Below are 17,100 nucleotides of genomic sequence, written 5' to 3' on the forward strand. Positions count from 1 at the left end.
ATTCTTCTTTTTGATAATATGTTCCGTTTTTGCTTTCGGCTAGTCGGATGTTTTCTGGTAACAAGAATAGGTATACGATTTACCCCTGTATTCTTGTGGAGTCATGCCTACATTTCGACGGAAGAACTTATTAAAGAACGATAGATTATTAAAGCCGAGGTCCATCGCTATGTTTTTGATTTCTTGGTTAGTCCCTTTTAACTGTGTCTTAGCGTCTATGATTATTGTTTGCGTGAGGATCTCTTGGGGAGTCTCGCCGATCGCTTTTTTGATGGATGTCGAGAAATAGGAGAACGTGAGGCCCAACTTCTCGGCATAAAACGATACGTTATGCTCTTTTGTATAGTATCTTAATACCATATTTAGGAACTCTTGATAGATTTGTAACGGACGTGTAAGTTCCTGTTTCTCTAATGGGTAATTTTTACTGTATATTTCTGCGATACCTTGACTACACATCATGAAAATGGCCTTTATCATCTCTTTATTGTTCAAGATATCGGGATATACGGCATATTGATAGAGAAGCTCGTAGAAGTTCGTGATCAGGTTGGCCCTGTTTTGGGATATTTTTATAATCGGATACCTGTAAATCATAAGTAGATAACCCATCGTGCTCTTGATAAAATTTGCGTAACACATAAAATCGAAAGAGAACGCTATGAAATAGATCAAGATGTCGGGGGATATCTCATGTATTTGTATGCGACTATTGGGCAATAGCGTTACAACATTGAGTTTCGAGGTGGTCAATTCTGACATATTGATAGTTGAGCGTATTTGCCCTTCCATGCAAAGGATAAAGACCCCGGCTTTTATCTTACAAGGAATATTTATAAACTCCTTGAGTTCATCGGCGGATATGTATTTACCAACCATAAAGTCTGTAGGTGAATCAAGGCAGAGGAACTGTTTATCCATATTGTAAGATTTTTGACGTCAAATATAAATATTAATTGAAACTCAAATGTTGTAAAAGGAAATATGGAACATATTATCCCAAAAAATAGTTAGCCAAGACTAAATAAGATCCTTTACACCCATAAACTTGAACGGTTGCGCCGGCTTAAAGTCTTGTGCGACCAGTCGCTACCATCCCGTTTGTTCCCGAATAAACTACTCTTGTACACATGATTTTCAACTTTTAATAGGTTATCTTCAAATATTTGATTGATATATCAACAGTTAGAACCTCTTAATGTTCAGTTTACGTTTTCGCGTCAAAGAGTACGGCGGCCTTGAAACCTTTTTCCTGCAATTCCCTTAGGTGAGATTTAGCACAAAGGATACCATTCATACTACTTTTCCGAAGGTGTTTTCTAGATTACCTTGTTCCTCTTTGTTGGGTTTGATAAATGGCGATAAGACTAAATAACATTCCTGATAAGACAAGGTAAGACTTCGTAAGTGAGTGGTAACATAGTTTCTTTTAAGAATACGTTTCTTTTGTATGAACGAAAAATGATAAAAACAAACCGATATGAAACGTACTATTTACTACATGATTTTATGCTTGCTGATGAGTCTCGGTGAGATTATGGCACAAGGTATTTCCGGGAAGGTGATGGATGGCAAGGAACAGCCGGTAGATGGAGTGGCGGTGATATTACAGACCCTCGACTCTGTATATGTGGATACCGTGGTTACCGATACGCTTGGGAATTTTCGATTGAATCATCTGCTAGACCAGTCGTATCGACTTATTTTCCAACACATCTTATATAATATGGTAGAGAAAGAGATAACTACCGCCAACGTAGGTACGGTGGTGCTGGAGGAGAAAGATTATCAGTTGGCCGAGATTACCGTAAAGGGAGAACGCTCGCAAGTGAAACTGGAGGGAGGCAAGCTGACGTATGATGTCCCTCAACTGATGAAGGATAAGACTGCCACGAACGCTTTTGAGATCATCAAGGACTTACCGGGGCTTATCGAACGAAATGATAATCTGGAACTGGTAGGGGCTAGTCGTTTGAATATAATCTTGAATGGGCAGTTGACGACAATGTCGGCAGATCAATTAATCCAGTTACTGAAAACTATGCCGGCCTCAAGGGTCGAAAAGGTCGAGGTGATGTATAACGCTCCAGCTAAATATAATGTCAAGGGGGCGTTACTCAATGTCGTATTAAGTAAGAATGAGTCCGAGACTCATTCTTGGCAAGGTGAAACGGGTGTGGATTACACCCAATATCGCCATGCGGGGGGAGATGCGCATGTGAATTTACTTTATACGAATAAGGGCTTTAGCTTAGATTTCCTGTTGAATGGTAATAAGAGACGGGATGTGATGGGGGAGGATATGTTGGCCCGCCATACATTAAATAGTGGTATGACGGAAATAAGCCAACATAATCGGGCCCTTGTCCATGTAAATAGAGGAACGGTTCGTCTGGGAATGGATTATACGTTCGCGAATGAGGATAAACTCTCTTTGGCATATTATCTGAAGGGAGATAAAGTCTTATCGGACCGTGATGCCTTTACCTCATATCTGGATCTGTCGAAGCCGGAAAATAAAAGTGAGAGTACGAGCTTGGTCCGTGACGACGGGCACTCCGCTATCCATAATATACGTTTACAGTATGACGGACATGCCGGGATATCGGCAGGAGCGGATTTTACTCGTTATCATTCGCCCTCGGTACTTGATTACCATGATACGAATACGAATGGTTCCCGGACTGATATGATAAATAATACGAGACAGGATGTATCCCGCTGGTCCGTATTCCTAAATAAGACACATAGTTTCGCTTCCGGGTGGGGATTGAATTACGGCGTGCATGGAGGTTACGCCTCGTCGAAAAACTATTCGGAGTATTTATATGAGCAAGGTGCTGGCTATGAGATGGACGAGGAAGCGTTGGAGGATAATACACAAAAGGAATACATCGCTGATATTTTCGCCGAGGTATCGAAAAGCTTCGGAGAGCGTTTCTCTGCTACGGTTGGGCTGAAAGGGGAGTATTTTAAGTCTGACTACGCCTCTAGCCGGGAAAATATGAACCTATGGAATGAGGGGGCGTTGTTTCCTACCGTATCCCTGAGCTATACGTTTTCTCCCCGACATATTTTACAGTTCGATATAAGTAGCGATAAGACCTATCCCGGTTATTGGCAAGTCTCCCCACAAGTAACGCCTCTAAACTCTTACTCGGAGGTGGCGGGAAATCCCTTGTTGAAACCTTATCGCACGTATGAGGGGCAGATGGTCTATATCTTCCGCCAAAAGTATATGCTGGTAGCGTTCTGTGAATACACGCCGGATTATTTCGCCCAACTTCCTTATCAAAGCGATACGGAACTGAAGACCGTTTTTCGTTTCGAGAATATGGATTATAGTTTGGAAGCGGGATTGGCGGTGATCATTCCTTTTAATGTGGGTCGTTTTTGGAATAGCCGCATCACACTGCGAGGTTGGAGGATGCAAGAGAAGAATGATAACTTCCACGGCGTCTCATATAACCGTGAGGCTTATCTAGGGTTAGCGCATATGAGTAACACATTTAACCTATGTGATAAACCGAATTTAAAAATGACGATAGACGGCCAATACGTGACTCCCGGTGCCATCCAAGGTATATACGACTTGGGTTCCATGTATGAGATATCCGCTGGATTAAAATGGACTTTCTTGAATGACCGTGCCAGCTTGACACTTAAAGGAGACGATATTTTCGCCAGCAGCATTCCACGTACCATCAAGATAAACCAAGGCAATCAATGGAGCCGGATGAGGAAATTGAATGATGAGAGATGTCTGAAATTATCTTTTGTCTGGAAGTTTGGTGGTTACAAGGAGAGGAAACATGATTCGATAGACACATCCCGTTTCGGAAAATAATAGATGCCTTGTAGTTTCATCCTAATGAACTCTTTGTTTCAATAGGATGAAACTGGATGCTCTTCTAAAGGAAATCCTATATTGCTTTCGTACTCGCTTCTATCTGTTCCATTAGCAGGGTGATATTGCTCATGAATAGCTTGACGGAGATCGCCAGCAGGATGATACCGAAGAATTTACGGATCAGGTATATGCCGCCTTTCCCCAAGACTTTCTCTACCTTGCGTGTCATGCGGACAACAAAGTAGACCCATAGCATATTCAGTACCAAGGCTACGATAATATTCATGCTGGCATATTCCGCACGGAGCGACAACAAAGTGGTGAACGATCCTGCTCCGGCTAGCAACGGGAATACCAGCGGCACCAACGTAGCCTCCTTGATTGGCCCTTGATTCTTGAAAATCTCTATGTCGAGAATCATCTCTAAAGATAGGAGGAAGATCACAAAAGCGCCGGCCACGGCAAACGACTCGATGTCCACATGGAAAAGCCTGAGTAATATATCCCCGGCGTAGAAGAACCCTAATAACAATAGAAAGGAGATTAAGGTTGCCTTCAACGCATTGACATCCTTGCCTTTATCCTTTAGGTCTATGATGATGGGAATAGCTCCGATTATATCGATAACAGCGAATAATACGATGAATGCGCTAAGTATTTGTTGGAAATTGAAATTTGTGAACATGACGTTACCCTCCTCTATTTTTTAATCCTCGTAAAGATACATATTTTTCCTTGAATTGGTCAATATGACGAAATTATTGGTGTGTGTAACTAATTTTAGCTGGCCTGAACTATCAACGTGTCAGAATTGTTCTTATATTAGAAGCAATAATCATTAAATCGAAAGGCCATGGGAGCAAAGAAGAATTTTGTGTTGGACACGAATGTCATATTACATGACTATAAGTGCATCGAGAACTTTCAGGAAAATGATATCTATCTACCCATCGTGGTATTAGAAGAGTTGGACAAGTTCAAGAAGGGGAGTGAGCAGATCAATTATAATGCCCGTGAGTTTGTTCGGGAACTAGACTTATTGACCAGCAATGACCTGTTCTTGAAAGGCGCCTCACTAGGACCGGGCAAGGGAACCCTCTATATCGTGACCGGTGATAAATACCAAGAGAAAATAGCTCTTTCTTTTCCGGAGAAAACACCGGATCATCGTATCTTGTCTTGTACGTTGACGATTGCCGAGAAGAATCCGAAGATCAAGACAACCTTGGTCAGTAAGGACGTGAATCTTCGTATGAAAGCTCGTTCTTTAGGTATTCCCGTAGAGGATTATATTACGGATAAGGTCGTGAATGTAGATATTTTCGAGCGTGCGCAAGAGACCTATGAGAATATAGACCCCGATTTGATCGATAAGATATACAGCTCTCCGGAAGGCGTAGACGCAGATTCGTTGGATATCAAGTCTAAGCTCGACCCGAACGAATGCTTTATCTTGAAAAGCGTACGTAATAGTGTATTGGCTCGCTACAATCCGTTTACGGATAAGATCAAGAAGGTGGATAAAGGCACGAACTTTGGTATCCAGCCCCGTAATGCCGAGCAGAGTTTCGCTTTCGAGGTGTTGAACGATCCGAATATCAAGCTAGTGGGGCTGACCGGAAAGGCCGGTACCGGAAAGACGTTGTTGGCGTTGGCCTCTGCCTTGAAACAAGCCGGCACGTATAAACAGATACTTTTGGCCCGTCCGATCGTCGCTTTGGCGAATAAGGATCTCGGTTTCCTTCCGGGTGACGAGAAGCAAAAGGTCGCTCCTTATATGCAACCTCTATTCGATAACCTGAACGTGATCAAGACTCAGTTTGCCCCGGGTAATCCCGATGTCCGTAAGATCGACGATATGCAGAAGAACAACCAGTTGGTGATCGAGGCGTTGGCTTTTATCCGGGGGCGTAGCCTGTCCGAGACTTATTGTATCATCGATGAGGCCCAGAACCTCACGCCGCATGAGATCAAGACGATTATCACCCGTGCGGGAGAGGGAACGAAGATGGTCTTCACGGGAGATATCCAACAGATTGACTCCCCGTATCTAGACGCCCAAAGTAATGGCTTGGCCTATATGATCGACAAGATGAAAGGACAGGACTTGTTCGCCCATATCAACTTGATAAAAGGCGAGCGAAGCGAGTTATCTGAGTTAGCGTCAGATCTTTTGTAATTAATATAGGGAATTGAAGATTGAAAATAAACGCTTATGTGAAGCTTGATTTTTAATCTTCAATTCTTAACGATTAATCGTTTACGCTCGGGCAGACATAAATCTTCCGGAAACTACCTTTATAGGAAGGGTCTCCCATATCTTTGATCTCATTCAGATGTTGTTTAAGATGGGCGGTTTCGCCGTGCTTTTGTAATTCCCCGTCGTTTTTCCAAGTCTCGGCGATAAAGAATTCGGTGCTATCGGTGAGGGATTGGTACATGCCGTAGTCGATACATCCCGGTTCTAGCAACGTGCTTTCCTTGCATTTCAAGAATGATTCCTTTAAGGCGGAGACACATTCGGGTTTTACTTTCCGTTTGATATTCAGTACGACTTCCATGGATTCTTTATTGCTTCCTCCATTCGTGCAACCGGATAGAGCGATTAATACGCAGGTCATTGAGATAAACACTTTCTTCATGATAGATTGTTTTTAAGTATTTGGTACGACAAAAGTAGTGAATTTTTGATCTAAACACAGGAATCGAACATCTGATATTAAATTATTGTTGTTAGTGGAAGTTGGAATGGATATATTTGTGATAATATTAATAGCTATTTATGTTAAATTTAAAACAAGAGTCATGAGAAAGAGTTTGTTGTATGTATTTGCCGTGATTTGCACGATGGGTTTTTTTACGGCATGTGGTGATGATGACGATTCAAGTTCTTCCGGTAACTGGCAAGATCTGTCGAAAACGTACGAGGGTAAGAGCGTAAATCTGGTAATGGGAGAAGTGACAATCCCTGTTGACGGTAAATCGGTCGTGATTGCCGCTTCTTCTGCGGAGAAGGTATCCGTAACCTTGAACAATATCATCCCCGAAAATAAGTCGGTCGTTATCGATGCCGCATTGAAGGAAGCGGACGGCACTTATACGTTTACCGGCGAGAGTACGGTTGGCGATTGCGTGGTATCAGTAAATGGTACGGTGAAAGGGGGCGTAGCTTCTGTTGTTTATACTCGTAAATTAACTTCTTCTATCATAGGTAATTGGAGCTTGAAAGCGGGTGCGGGAGCTATTTATGCGAATATAGTTACCGGGAATTCTACTATCGATAATCTCGTGCCTATGATAAAACCTGCTATCGGTAACTTGATTTGGGGCAAAGTAAGCGCTGTAAATGTTAACTTACCGGAAGATGGAATCTTCGATGTTTCTTGGAGACCTATAGGGGCTTCTGAGGATAAAGGAATCGGTGAGATCACAAAAATGGCAAGTATCCAATATTGTGTGGTAGACGGGAAATTTATGGTGACTGTGGATAAAAATTATGTGACAGTCTTGACTACTTTATTACAACAGGCTGCTGGTGACAAATTGGAGGCCGCTGGTATCTCTATTGACGAGATCATGAAGCTTTTGGTTGATTTAGGAGGTTATTATGGTCTACCTCTTAACATGAAGGTGGATGGAAGTGAGGCTACTTTTTATGCGGATAAGGATTTAATCGTACCGGTTTTGACCATGATAGCTCCTATCTTGAAACCGATGGTTCCGGAGAATTCTCAGCAAATGGTAGATATGGTATTGCAACTACTTCCGAACGCAAAAACGTTAGAGTTTGGACTTAATTTCACGAAATAATTGAAAATCCTAGGTTGTAGAGACGGAGTACACCCCGTCTCTACAACTGGATGAAATTTGGCAGAGTTATACCAATATAGGAGTTAATCAATTACCTTGGTGCTTTCTGATATAAGAATATCGCTATAAATGTATAAACTATATTCGGTATCCAAGCTGCTACGGCAGGACTCACATAACCATTAATAGCGAAGGTGGAAGTGACCGTCATAAACAGGATGTAAGAAAAACTCAACGCCAATCCGATACCAATATTCATACCCATACCTCCCTTTATTTTCCGGGAAGACAACGACGCTCCGATAGAAGTCAAGATAAACGCCGCCATGATCGTGGCGAAGCGCTTATGATACTCGATCTGGAAGGTCTGTATATTCCCGATACCTCTTTTTTTCTGCCGGTTGATATACGTATTCAGCTCGGGCGTTGTCATCGTCTCGCAATCATTTACGGAAATCAGGAAGTCCGAGGGCACGATGGTCAAGGTCGTATCCTTACGGGAGCCTTCGGTGATATGTTCCCGCATGCCATCAAAATCACGGATCATATAATCGATAACGGTCCATTGATAAAGCGAGTCGTATTTGATCGACTTGGCGGTCAGACGGGAGATCAATTTTTTATCCTCGAAATGCTCCAGAGAGAAACGGTATCCCATGTTCGAGCGAGCGTCATAGCTATCGAAATAAGCGATAACACCCGGCTCGATCTCCAATTGGGCGTTCTTCACGTAATCCACCTTCTTGTTACGGATATATTTGTTCTGGAAATCGATACGAGTCTCATTCGCCGGGGGAATGATGTAAGCGTTCAGGATAAACGTCACGATAGCGATAATCGTAGCCGAGACCGCATAAGGAAGCATTAACCTACGGAAACTCATACCGCTGGCAAGCATCGCTATGATCTCCGAACGATCCGCTAGCTTCGACGTGAAAAAGATCACGGCGATAAATGTGAACAACGGACTGAACAAATTGGCGAAATAGGGGATAAAGTTCAAGTAATAATCCACGATGATCGCTTTTAAGGGGACATCCGGATTCAAGAACTTATCGATCTTCTCGTTTATATCGAAAACGACGGAGATAGAGATAATCAAGGCGATAGCGAACACGTACGTGCCCAGAAACTGCTTGATGATATACCAATCGATCCGTTTTAGTTTAAATTTCATCTGTCTCGTTTTTTATAACCGGTTCGCTAATTGACGGACCATACCACTTTTCCATGTAGTAAAATCGCCAGCGATGATATGTGCCCTCGCTTCTTTCACCAACCATAGGTAGAAGGCGAGGTTATGGATAGAAGCGATCTGTAAGCCAAGCATTTCTTTCGCCTTGATCAAGTGGTGCAGATAAGCCTTGCTATATAAGGTATCCACGTAGGAATGTCCGTCCGGATCGACCGGCGAGAAATCGTTCTCCCATTTCTTGTTACGCATATTGATAGTACCGAAACGCGTGAAAAGTTGGCCGTTGCGCCCGTTGCGGGTTGGCATGATACAGTCGAACATATCGATGCCTCGTTCGATCCCTTCCAGTAAATTGATCGGGGTACCTACGCCCATCAAGTAACGAGGTTTATCTTTCGGTAAGATATCGTTTACGACCTCGATCATCTCATACATCTTATCGGTAGGCTCGCCAACGGCCAGTCCCCCGATAGCGTTTCCATCGGCGCCTTTTCGGGCCACGTTCTCCGCCGCCCTCTGCCGCAAGTCCGTATAGACGCATCCCTGTACGATCGGGAAGAGACTTTGCCGGTAGCCGTATTTCGGCTCCGTGCTGTTGAAGCGGGCGAAACAACGATCCAGCCAACGCTCGGTCAGGCCCAGTGATTGCTTGGCGTAATTGTAGTCGGCATCTCCCGGGCAACACTCATCGAAGGCCATGATGATATCCGCACCGATAGAGCGTTCGATATCCATCACCTTCTCCGGCGTGAACATATGCTTGGAGCCGTCGAGATGCGAGCGGAACTCGGCTCCCTCTTCATGCAGCTTACGATTGTCGGAAAGAGAGAATACCTGAAACCCCCCGCTATCGGTCAATATCGGGCGATCCCATGTATTAAACTTATGCAAGCCTCCGGCCTGCTCCAAGATCTGGATACCGGGACGAAGATACAGATGGTACGTATTCCCCAAAATGATTTGTGCCTTGGTATCTTCCTTTAGCTCGGTCATATGTACACCCTTTACCGTACCTTGCGTACCCACGGGCATAAAAATAGGCGTCTCGATTACCCCGTGATCGGTGGTAATCAAGCCCGCCCTAGCGTTCGATTTCGTATCGTTATACTGTAATTCAAATGTCATGTATCAAAAATTTGTGACAAAGGTAGCATTTTTCTCTTAGAATCCGAAGTCATCTATTTCTACCTTTTTCACCTCTTCCTCTTTAGGCTTCTCCACGAACTTGTGTACTTCGTTCGCCTTGATGATGATCGCTCTCATCGGGCGTACGGGACAGATCGATTCGCAGCCGCCACAACCGATGCAAAGATCGGGGTTTACTTGCGGGATGGTCAGCGTGCCCTCGTAAGGAACCATATGCACGGCTTGGGTAGGGCAGTGCTCCGAACAAGCCCCGCAATCCGTCCCCTCCGTCTTTACGATACAACGGTTGATGAAGAAGGTGGCGATGCCCACTTGTGTAGTCGCTTTCTCTTCCTTGGTAAGCGGCTTTATAGCGTGCGTGGGGCAAACCTCCGAGCAGACCGTGCATTCGTAATTGCAATAACTGTCGATGTAAGCGATACGGGGTTTCAACATATAATCAATGCCATACTCCAATCCCGTGGGACGTAGTACATGACTCGGGCATTGAGTCACGCAAATCTGGCATCCGGTACATACATCCTTGAAACGTTCTAAGCTGATCGCTCCCGGCGGTACGATAGGGGGCCATTTATTGCCGTGCTTACCTTGCCCGTGCTGCCCTTTGCCATGCCCTTTTTCCATTCCTTGGGCAATGGTGGATACGATCGGGAGGGAGACCGCGACGGTAGCCCCTGCCGAGAGAAATGTACGGCGGCTGTTCGGAGCGGTAGCCTGTTGGATCACGTCCGTTTGTGCGCGAGCTGTTTCGGCTTCTTTCTTGAAGGAAGGCTTGAAACGGTATTGCAATCCTCCTTTAGCGCACGAGGACACGCAGTTGAAGCAATCTACGCAACGGGAGGTATCTACGGTGAGGTTCTTGCTGTCGATCGCCTCCGCCTTACAAGTATGCTCGCAATTACCACAATGCGTACAAGCTTCTTTGTCAAAGGAGATCCGGAAAAACGAATACCGGGAGATCAGGCTCAACAGCGTTCCTACCGGGCAAAGCGTATTGCAGAACAACCTTCCCCGGAATACGACCATGAGGATGAATACGAGCAACGCGACCAAAGCGGATATCACGCCGAATACCGTCACGTTGCTAATCGTGACGTGATAAAGCGTATAGTTATCCATCCGTGCCAATCCGTCGGCCAGCAGGTTATTGACCCACATGACGACCGGACGGAACAGGTTGTTCGCTATACGGCCGAAGTTACTGTACGGATCTAGCAACGTACATAATTCGATCATCCCGAAAACAGCCAATACGAATGTAAGCCCGAGAATTGAGTACCGTAAGATATTCATGGGCTTATGATAGCTGAACCTGCGTACTCCTTTCTTTTTCTTCTTCCCGATACAGAAAACCCGGTTGATAATATCTTGCAATACGCCCGCCGGGCAAATAACCGAGCAATAGATCCGGCCGAACAATAAAGCCAATACGAATTGGAAGACTACCAACCCCGCCATCCCCCCTAAAATAGCGGGTATGATCTGGAGATGCAACAACGTGTGCAGGTTGTCCGGCAATACATCGGCGAAATCAACGAAGAATAAAAGTATGGGTACGAAAATGAGGATCGCGAGTACGACCCGCAATCCTTTTAAGTAATTAGGCTTCTTCATCCTCGATTATATCTTAATACGTTTGATCGTGACATTATCCAGATTCGTCGTACCTAGCTTTAAAGCCTCGCCTTTACCGATATGACCTACGGCGGCCATATCCAGCTTCTTCACTTGGTTGAACAGGCGAAGGGCAGCGGTGTCGATAGCGACGATATTCGGGGAAGCGATCAAGGATTTCAAGGTAGCCACATCGGCAGCGCTCTTTCCTTGTGGGCCGTTTTGGTGCATGATACGATAAGCGTCCACGATGTTCAATACCGGTTTCTTTTGCCAAGTGCAAATATCGGCGATGCATTGTTGCAAATCATTTTGATGGAAGAAACGGCGATCCCATACGATTCCCATATAGTTCTTCATGGCGCAAGTCATCTTCGCCCCACCATGGTTCTTCAATACGGGGACGTTGATCCATGCGTCCGCCTCGATCAGGGCCTCATGGATCTTGGCGCTTTTCAGGTTCACGCCACCCGGAATGGATACTTCCTTAAAATATTTCTCATCGTTGGCAGGCATGATGATACCTCCGGCCTCTTTTACGGCCTCGGCGATCCCGCTTGTCTCGTAGCATTTCTGCCAGTTATCGCAGGTGTGGTCGAATACGGTCACTTTAGAGGCGCCGGCCTCCAAGCATTTTTTGACCAAGGCTTTCACTAATTTGGGGTTCGTATTACCTGCCAATTCAGGAGAGCGGTCCCAGCCGATATTCGGCTTGATCACGATCTTTTGTCCTTTCTTCACGAAGTTTCCGATACCGCCAAGGGCTTCCAAGGCTTTATCTAGCATCACCTCCGGCTCTCCACCCATAACTGCTACCATATCGGGAGCCTTCTCTACGGCTACGGTGTTCGTGGAAAGGGCCGCTTGCAGACCTTCAAAATTTAAGGATAGAGCCGCACTAGCGATGACACTGGTCTTTAAAAAATCACGACGTTTCATAATTGTATACTATATTGGTTTATATTTGATTTACGGTACGGTCTTTTTTATTCGCTTGTTATTCCGAACAAAGATAATGATTATTTTGATATGCGAGTCAACTCCTTTTACAAAGTAGAACTGCTTTTTACTGCAACCCGGGTTGCAGTGATCTTGCGTAATAAGATAAATTCTTGTCGGAAGGCATATCGGTTCTGATAATATTTTTCTACCTTGCGAGGCAAAAAACAGATTGTATGGTTTTATATTGTAGAGTATCATTGAACGCTTTTGTCGAAAGCTTTCGGAATACCTCGGGGCCTGATTCCTTTTTCACGCTTCCGGCGAAGGGGTTGATGCATATCGTGCCGCAGGAGGAGATCGAGTATGGGCTTTCCTTGCTTAGGGAGTCTATCGGCTTGTATGAGGAACGCAAAGGGATACCTGTGGAAAAGAGCAAGAAGGCGATGCCCTTTTTCAGACAGGACAGCCGGATGCTGGTGGGGCCGGAGATAGGCATGTACGTGATCCCTTTGTATGAGGAACCCGGTGAGCCGGCCCAGTCTGCCGAGCCTTCTCTGGTCCTTGAGCTGGACTATCAGTCGTTGGGCGAGCTTTGCCTGTTCGAGAATTATTCCCTGTTGTCCTGCAAGTATGAGAAGGAGCCTATCTTGAACCATTTTACGGCACAATTGGAAAAGGAATACGATACCTTCTTTTTTGATGAGGAGCACACGGGCTTTACGCCTGATTCCCGCTTTTTCTCGATGCTGTGTAACGCCTGTCTGGAGGTGAAACAGCCTTCCTCGGTGGGGGATAAGGAATGGCGGTTGGCCTCGCTGCAAGCTACGGATGAGGTGCTCTATCGTTATGAGCATGGAAACTTGATCCCATACGTTCCGATATCGATGCCGGTAGACTGCCTGAAACGGGTTTATCTGGAAGATTTCCGGCGACAGCCCTTATTATTCGGGACTTTGAACGGTTTCTTGAAAAGCAAGGGACTTCCCGCCGAACAATTACTAAACTTATCATAAGGAATGAAGACAGTATCAAATCAAGAACTAACGATCCGTGTCTCCGAACATGGAGCGGAGTTGAGTAGTATCGTAGCGAACGCTACGGGAAAGGAGTATCTCTGGCAAGCGGACCCCGCTTTCTGGAAACGTCATTCCCCGGTATTGTTCCCGATCGTCGGGAGCGTATGGAAGGCCGAGTATCGGAACGAGGGAACCGTGTATCCGCTGTCGCAGCACGGCTTTGCGCGGGATATGGATTTTACGTTGATTGATGAGGCGGAGAACGAGTTGCGTTTCGCGCTGGAAAGTACCCCGGACACGCTGAGAGCCTATCCGTTCCCTTTCCTTCTGGAGATCGGGTATCGTTTGGAGGGCAATAAGGTGGAGGTGCTTTGGCGTGTGAAGAATACGGGAGATAAGACGATGCATTTCCAGATCGGCGCTCATCCGGCTTTCCTGTACCCGAATTATGAGGTGGATCAACCGGATCGAGGGTATTTCGCTTTCGATGTGAAAAAAGATCTCGTATACCGTGCGCTGGTGGAGAAAGGGTGCGTAGGGGATGTGGTTCGTCCGGTACCTTTGGATGCGGACGGCTTGCTGCCGTTGAATATCCATACGTTCGATATCGATACGTTTATCTTGGAGGACAGCCAGATTAAGCGGGTGGACTTATTGGATGTGGAGAAACGCCCGTACCTTTCGCTCACCTTTACGGCTCCGGTGGTCGGTTTATGGTCTCCGCCTACGAGAAACGCTCCGTTTGTCTGTATCGAACCTTGGTATGGACGTTGCGACCGGGTGGATTATACGGGTGAGTATAAAGACCGGGATTGGGTATGGCATTTGGAACCGGGAGAGCTCTTCGATGCCTCCTATACGATAGAGATAGCGGGGGCTTGATCGCTTCGTTGATATTTGCCGTAGGCAGACGACGCTGATTATATCGTGATCGTCTGCCTATGTTTTGTTTTAGATGTTGGCTATTTTATTCAATAGCTCCATCTTCCCGAATAAGATCAGCAGATCATCCGCCTCGATCATCAATTCCTCGGTGATACGGCTGATAACCTTGTATTCTGTCTGTGTGAGCCCGATCAGGTTCTTTTTCTCGTAAGGACGTTCGATCGCTACCAGATGGATGCCGAAATTCTCCTCGAAATCGATGTTCTTGATGGTTTGCCCGACAAGAGTGGCCGGTGTCTTGATCTTATAGAGATGTTCAGTGTCGGTTACTTTATACCAATGCCGGAACAGGCCGCCTAAAGACGCTTGGGAGGTGTACATCGTAGAGAAATCCTTTTCCGGGGTAATAATCTCGCTTACCCCGATCGCACGGATCACCGTCTCATGGATCGAGGAGATCGCCCGCACGATCAGTTTGCCCGCATCCAGACTTTTCAATAAAGCGACGGTCTGAACGGAAGTCCCGAAATCCTTACCGAATGTTACGATAATGGCATCCATTTCACTCAATGGCAGGGTGCTCAATGCCTCTTTGTCCGTAGAGTCCAAGGCGACCGCCCCCGCTATGTCGTTCTTCAGCATATCGACACGATGCAGATCCATGTCTACGCCGATCACCTCATTGCCGACACGTGTCAAGTCTTTCGCTATCGCACGTCCTAAATTCCCTAATCCGATTACTAAATATTTCATGCTATCTTATTTTTACATTAATATATTTTCTTGTGGATATGTATAGTCCTTTTTCGTGTATTCCTTGCAGAAACTTACGAGGAAGGCCAATACCCCGATACGCCCGACCAGCATCGTGCTGATAATGATGATTTTCCCGATAGGGGTGAGGTGAGGGGTATAATCGATGCTCAAGCCTACGGTACTCAAGGCGGAAACAACCTCGAACAATAGGGAGAACAGCGGCGCCCCTTTTTCCGTATAGGATAATACCCACGTAGCGATCGCCACCCACATGAAATACATCATGATGATAGCGAATGCCCGGCGGATGGCGAATGGGGCGATCTCCCGTTTTCTCACTTCCACTTTATCTTTCTCGCGTGCGGCGTTCAGGGTCGTAACCAAAGCTACGAAAACGGTGGTCACTTTCAATCCGCCGCCGGTGGACATAGGGGCGGCTCCGATTACCATAAGAATCAACGTCAGCATTAAGGTCGGAGGGGCCAATGTAGCCATATCCGCAACGTTGAATCCTGCCGTTCTAGGCGTGACGGCGCCTAGGAACGCATTTGCCAGTTTCCCCCGCAGGGGAAGGTCGCCCAAGGTATTGTCATACTCGAAAAAGAGGTAGAAAGCCGTTCCGGTAATTAACAGGATCAAGGTAGATATAACAACAATGTACGTATGTACATTAATAATACGGGGCGTATGGATATAATGCTTTTGCTTACCGATCAATATCTTGATACCATTCATCAGCAAGTGATGCAAGAGTTTCAGGTAATTGAAGACGATCGGGAAGCCCAAGCCTCCGAATATAATCAGCATGGCTATCCAGAAATGGAGGTTGTACTTATCCGCCACTAACGGATCGTACATATTGCCGCTCAAGGTAGAGATCCCTGCGTTACAAAAAGCGGACACGGCATGAAACATTGCGTAGAATAATTCCTGCTGCGTGCCTCCCGGCAGGCTTCCTCGCACGTCCATATAAATAAAATAGGCACCGATCCCCTCGATAAACAAGGTCACGAAAAGAATATTTAAGATGACCCGGAACAATCCTCCCGTCCGATCCTCGTTCAGCATATCTTTCAGCATCATCTTGCTCGTAAAAGAGGATTTCCCCATAAAGGAGAGGGCGAAGAAAGAGGTAAATGTCATGACCCCGATACCGCCGATCTGTATCAAAATCAGGATGATAATATGTCCGATATGCGTGAAACTGGTGGCTACGTCGACGGTGGTTAGTCCGGTTACGCATACCGAGGTCGTGGAGATAAACAAAGCGTCGATAAACGGAATCCGGTGCGTAGTGGCGTTCGGCAACGATAGCAACCCGGCCCCGACCAATATCACGAACACGAAACTGAGCAAGAAAAGCAACGAGGGCTTGATCCGTGTCTGCATCAGCGTGAACGTCTGCCGGGATAAGTGAATCGTGCTAAGCAGCAATAATAAGACATATACGAAGAGAGGTTTCGTAAGGAAAGACAAATAAGGCAAAGAGTACGCTATGGCATCCTTGAAAAATATCTTGCTGGATAATACGGCGAATAAAAGGAAATAGATGCTGATATCGAGATACAACATTTTCTCCTGTATGATTTCTTGGAACCTCACCACGTACCGGAGTGTTATGCCCGTGAAAAAAGCTAGCAGGATGAATGGGCGGGAGCGCTCTAGGATATGGACGGAATCGGGTGTCTGTACAAAGCCGAATTGGTAGATCAATACGAAGAAAGAGGCTAAGGAGGCGAGTAGGATAATCGCTTCCGCTATCCCGTTCAATAATCCCTTCATTTTACCCCAATAAATCAGCCAAGAGAAGTATATGTTTTTTAGATTCATGTCCGATGTTTTATAAATATAACAAATGTAGGAAATAAAAGTTAGAGGTACGTGAA

14 protein-coding genes and 1 pseudogene are annotated in these 17,100 nt (G+C 45.6%); 5 read left to right on the plus strand and 10 right to left on the minus strand.

Going from position 1 to position 17,100, the window contains the following annotated elements; genetic code table 11:
• Window positions 1–39: 39 nt before the first annotated feature.
• Both HMPREF0999_RS02265 and HMPREF0999_RS23195 read right to left on the minus strand, forming a co-directional pair.
• The gene (locus HMPREF0999_RS02265) at window positions 40–921 is read right to left on the minus strand and encodes a helix-turn-helix domain-containing protein (protein ID WP_005857566.1); all 882 of its coding nucleotides are present in this window, start codon (window positions 919–921) and stop codon (window positions 40–42) included.
• Between the two features lie 295 nt (window positions 922–1,216).
• Window positions 1,217–1,297 (minus strand): annotated as a pseudogene (locus tag HMPREF0999_RS23195) (cysteine hydrolase); the annotation flags it as partial.
• A gap of 183 nt (window positions 1,298–1,480) precedes the next feature.
• Here HMPREF0999_RS23195 and HMPREF0999_RS02270 point away from each other — a divergent pair.
• Window positions 1,481–3,847, plus strand: a complete 2,367-nt coding sequence (locus HMPREF0999_RS02270; RefSeq protein WP_009275074.1) for an outer membrane beta-barrel family protein — start codon at window positions 1,481–1,483, stop codon at window positions 3,845–3,847.
• 76 nt (window positions 3,848–3,923) lie between these two features.
• Here the strand turns inward: HMPREF0999_RS02270 and HMPREF0999_RS02275 are convergent, their stop codons facing one another.
• Window positions 3,924–4,535, minus strand: a complete 612-nt coding sequence (locus HMPREF0999_RS02275; protein WP_009275075.1) for a MarC family protein — start codon at window positions 4,533–4,535, stop codon at window positions 3,924–3,926.
• Window positions 4,536–4,703: 168 nt separating this feature from the next.
• Here HMPREF0999_RS02275 and HMPREF0999_RS02280 point away from each other — a divergent pair, with 168 nt between their 5' ends.
• Entirely contained in the window at window positions 4,704–6,029 is a 1,326-nt protein-coding gene (locus HMPREF0999_RS02280; RefSeq protein WP_009275076.1) for a PhoH family protein, read from the plus strand.
• A gap of 73 nt (window positions 6,030–6,102) precedes the next feature.
• On the opposite strand, the gene HMPREF0999_RS02285 is transcribed toward HMPREF0999_RS02280, so the two are convergent.
• A complete protein-coding gene (locus tag HMPREF0999_RS02285) occupies window positions 6,103–6,492 on the minus strand; it encodes a putative quinol monooxygenase (protein WP_009275077.1) in 390 nt (129 codons plus the stop codon).
• Window positions 6,493–6,655: 163 nt separating this feature from the next.
• On the opposite strand from HMPREF0999_RS02285, the gene HMPREF0999_RS02290 reads away from it, so the two are divergent.
• Entirely contained in the window at window positions 6,656–7,660 is a 1,005-nt protein-coding gene (locus tag HMPREF0999_RS02290) for a DUF4925 domain-containing protein (protein WP_009275078.1), read from the plus strand.
• Window positions 7,661–7,751: 91 nt separating this feature from the next.
• Here the strand turns inward: HMPREF0999_RS02290 and HMPREF0999_RS02295 are convergent, their stop codons facing one another.
• Genes HMPREF0999_RS02295 through HMPREF0999_RS02310 form a run of 4 tightly spaced genes read right to left on the minus strand, consistent with a single transcriptional unit; the run spans window position 7,752 to window position 12,554 of the window.
• Window positions 7,752–8,837 (minus strand): LptF/LptG family permease, encoded by a 1,086-nt coding sequence (locus HMPREF0999_RS02295; protein ID WP_009275079.1) that lies wholly within the window; start codon window positions 8,835–8,837, stop codon window positions 7,752–7,754.
• A 12-nt stretch (window positions 8,838–8,849) separates the two neighbouring features.
• Window positions 8,850–9,980, minus strand: coding sequence for a tRNA guanosine(34) transglycosylase Tgt (gene tgt, locus HMPREF0999_RS02300; protein ID WP_005857473.1), 1,131 nt, complete (start codon window positions 9,978–9,980; stop codon window positions 8,850–8,852).
• Between the two features lie 36 nt (window positions 9,981–10,016).
• Window positions 10,017–11,615 (minus strand): 4Fe-4S dicluster domain-containing protein, encoded by a 1,599-nt coding sequence (locus HMPREF0999_RS02305; protein WP_009275080.1) that lies wholly within the window; start codon window positions 11,613–11,615, stop codon window positions 10,017–10,019.
• 6 nt (window positions 11,616–11,621) lie between these two features.
• Window positions 11,622–12,554: a DUF362 domain-containing protein gene (locus HMPREF0999_RS02310; protein ID WP_005857469.1), complete on the minus strand. Its 933-nt coding sequence runs from the start codon at window positions 12,552–12,554 to the stop codon at window positions 11,622–11,624.
• Window positions 12,555–12,790: 236 nt separating this feature from the next.
• Between HMPREF0999_RS02310 and HMPREF0999_RS02315 the strand changes: the two genes are divergently transcribed.
• Window positions 12,791–13,570, plus strand: coding sequence for a hypothetical protein (locus HMPREF0999_RS02315; protein WP_009275081.1), 780 nt, complete (start codon window positions 12,791–12,793; stop codon window positions 13,568–13,570).
• Window positions 13,571–13,573: 3 nt separating this feature from the next.
• On the plus strand, window positions 13,574–14,455 hold the full coding sequence (locus HMPREF0999_RS02320; RefSeq protein ID WP_005857465.1) for an aldose 1-epimerase family protein: 882 nt from the start codon (window positions 13,574–13,576) through the stop codon (window positions 14,453–14,455).
• A 69-nt stretch (window positions 14,456–14,524) separates the two neighbouring features.
• Here the strand turns inward: HMPREF0999_RS02320 and HMPREF0999_RS02325 are convergent, their stop codons facing one another.
• Both HMPREF0999_RS02325 and HMPREF0999_RS02330 read right to left on the minus strand, forming a co-directional pair.
• A complete protein-coding gene (locus HMPREF0999_RS02325) occupies window positions 14,525–15,211 on the minus strand; it encodes a potassium channel family protein (protein WP_009275082.1) in 687 nt (228 codons plus the stop codon).
• Window positions 15,212–15,223: 12 nt separating this feature from the next.
• Window positions 15,224–17,044 carry a TrkH family potassium uptake protein gene (locus tag HMPREF0999_RS02330; RefSeq protein ID WP_009275083.1) on the minus strand — a complete coding sequence of 607 codons (1,821 nt, stop codon included), beginning with the start codon at window positions 17,042–17,044 and terminating at the stop codon, window positions 15,224–15,226.
• Window positions 17,045–17,100 lie beyond the last annotated feature (56 nt).

Origin of the sequence: Parabacteroides sp. D25, from assembly GCF_000307475.1 — a bacterium.
Taxonomy (GTDB): Bacteria; Bacteroidota; Bacteroidia; order Bacteroidales; family Tannerellaceae; genus Parabacteroides; species Parabacteroides distasonis.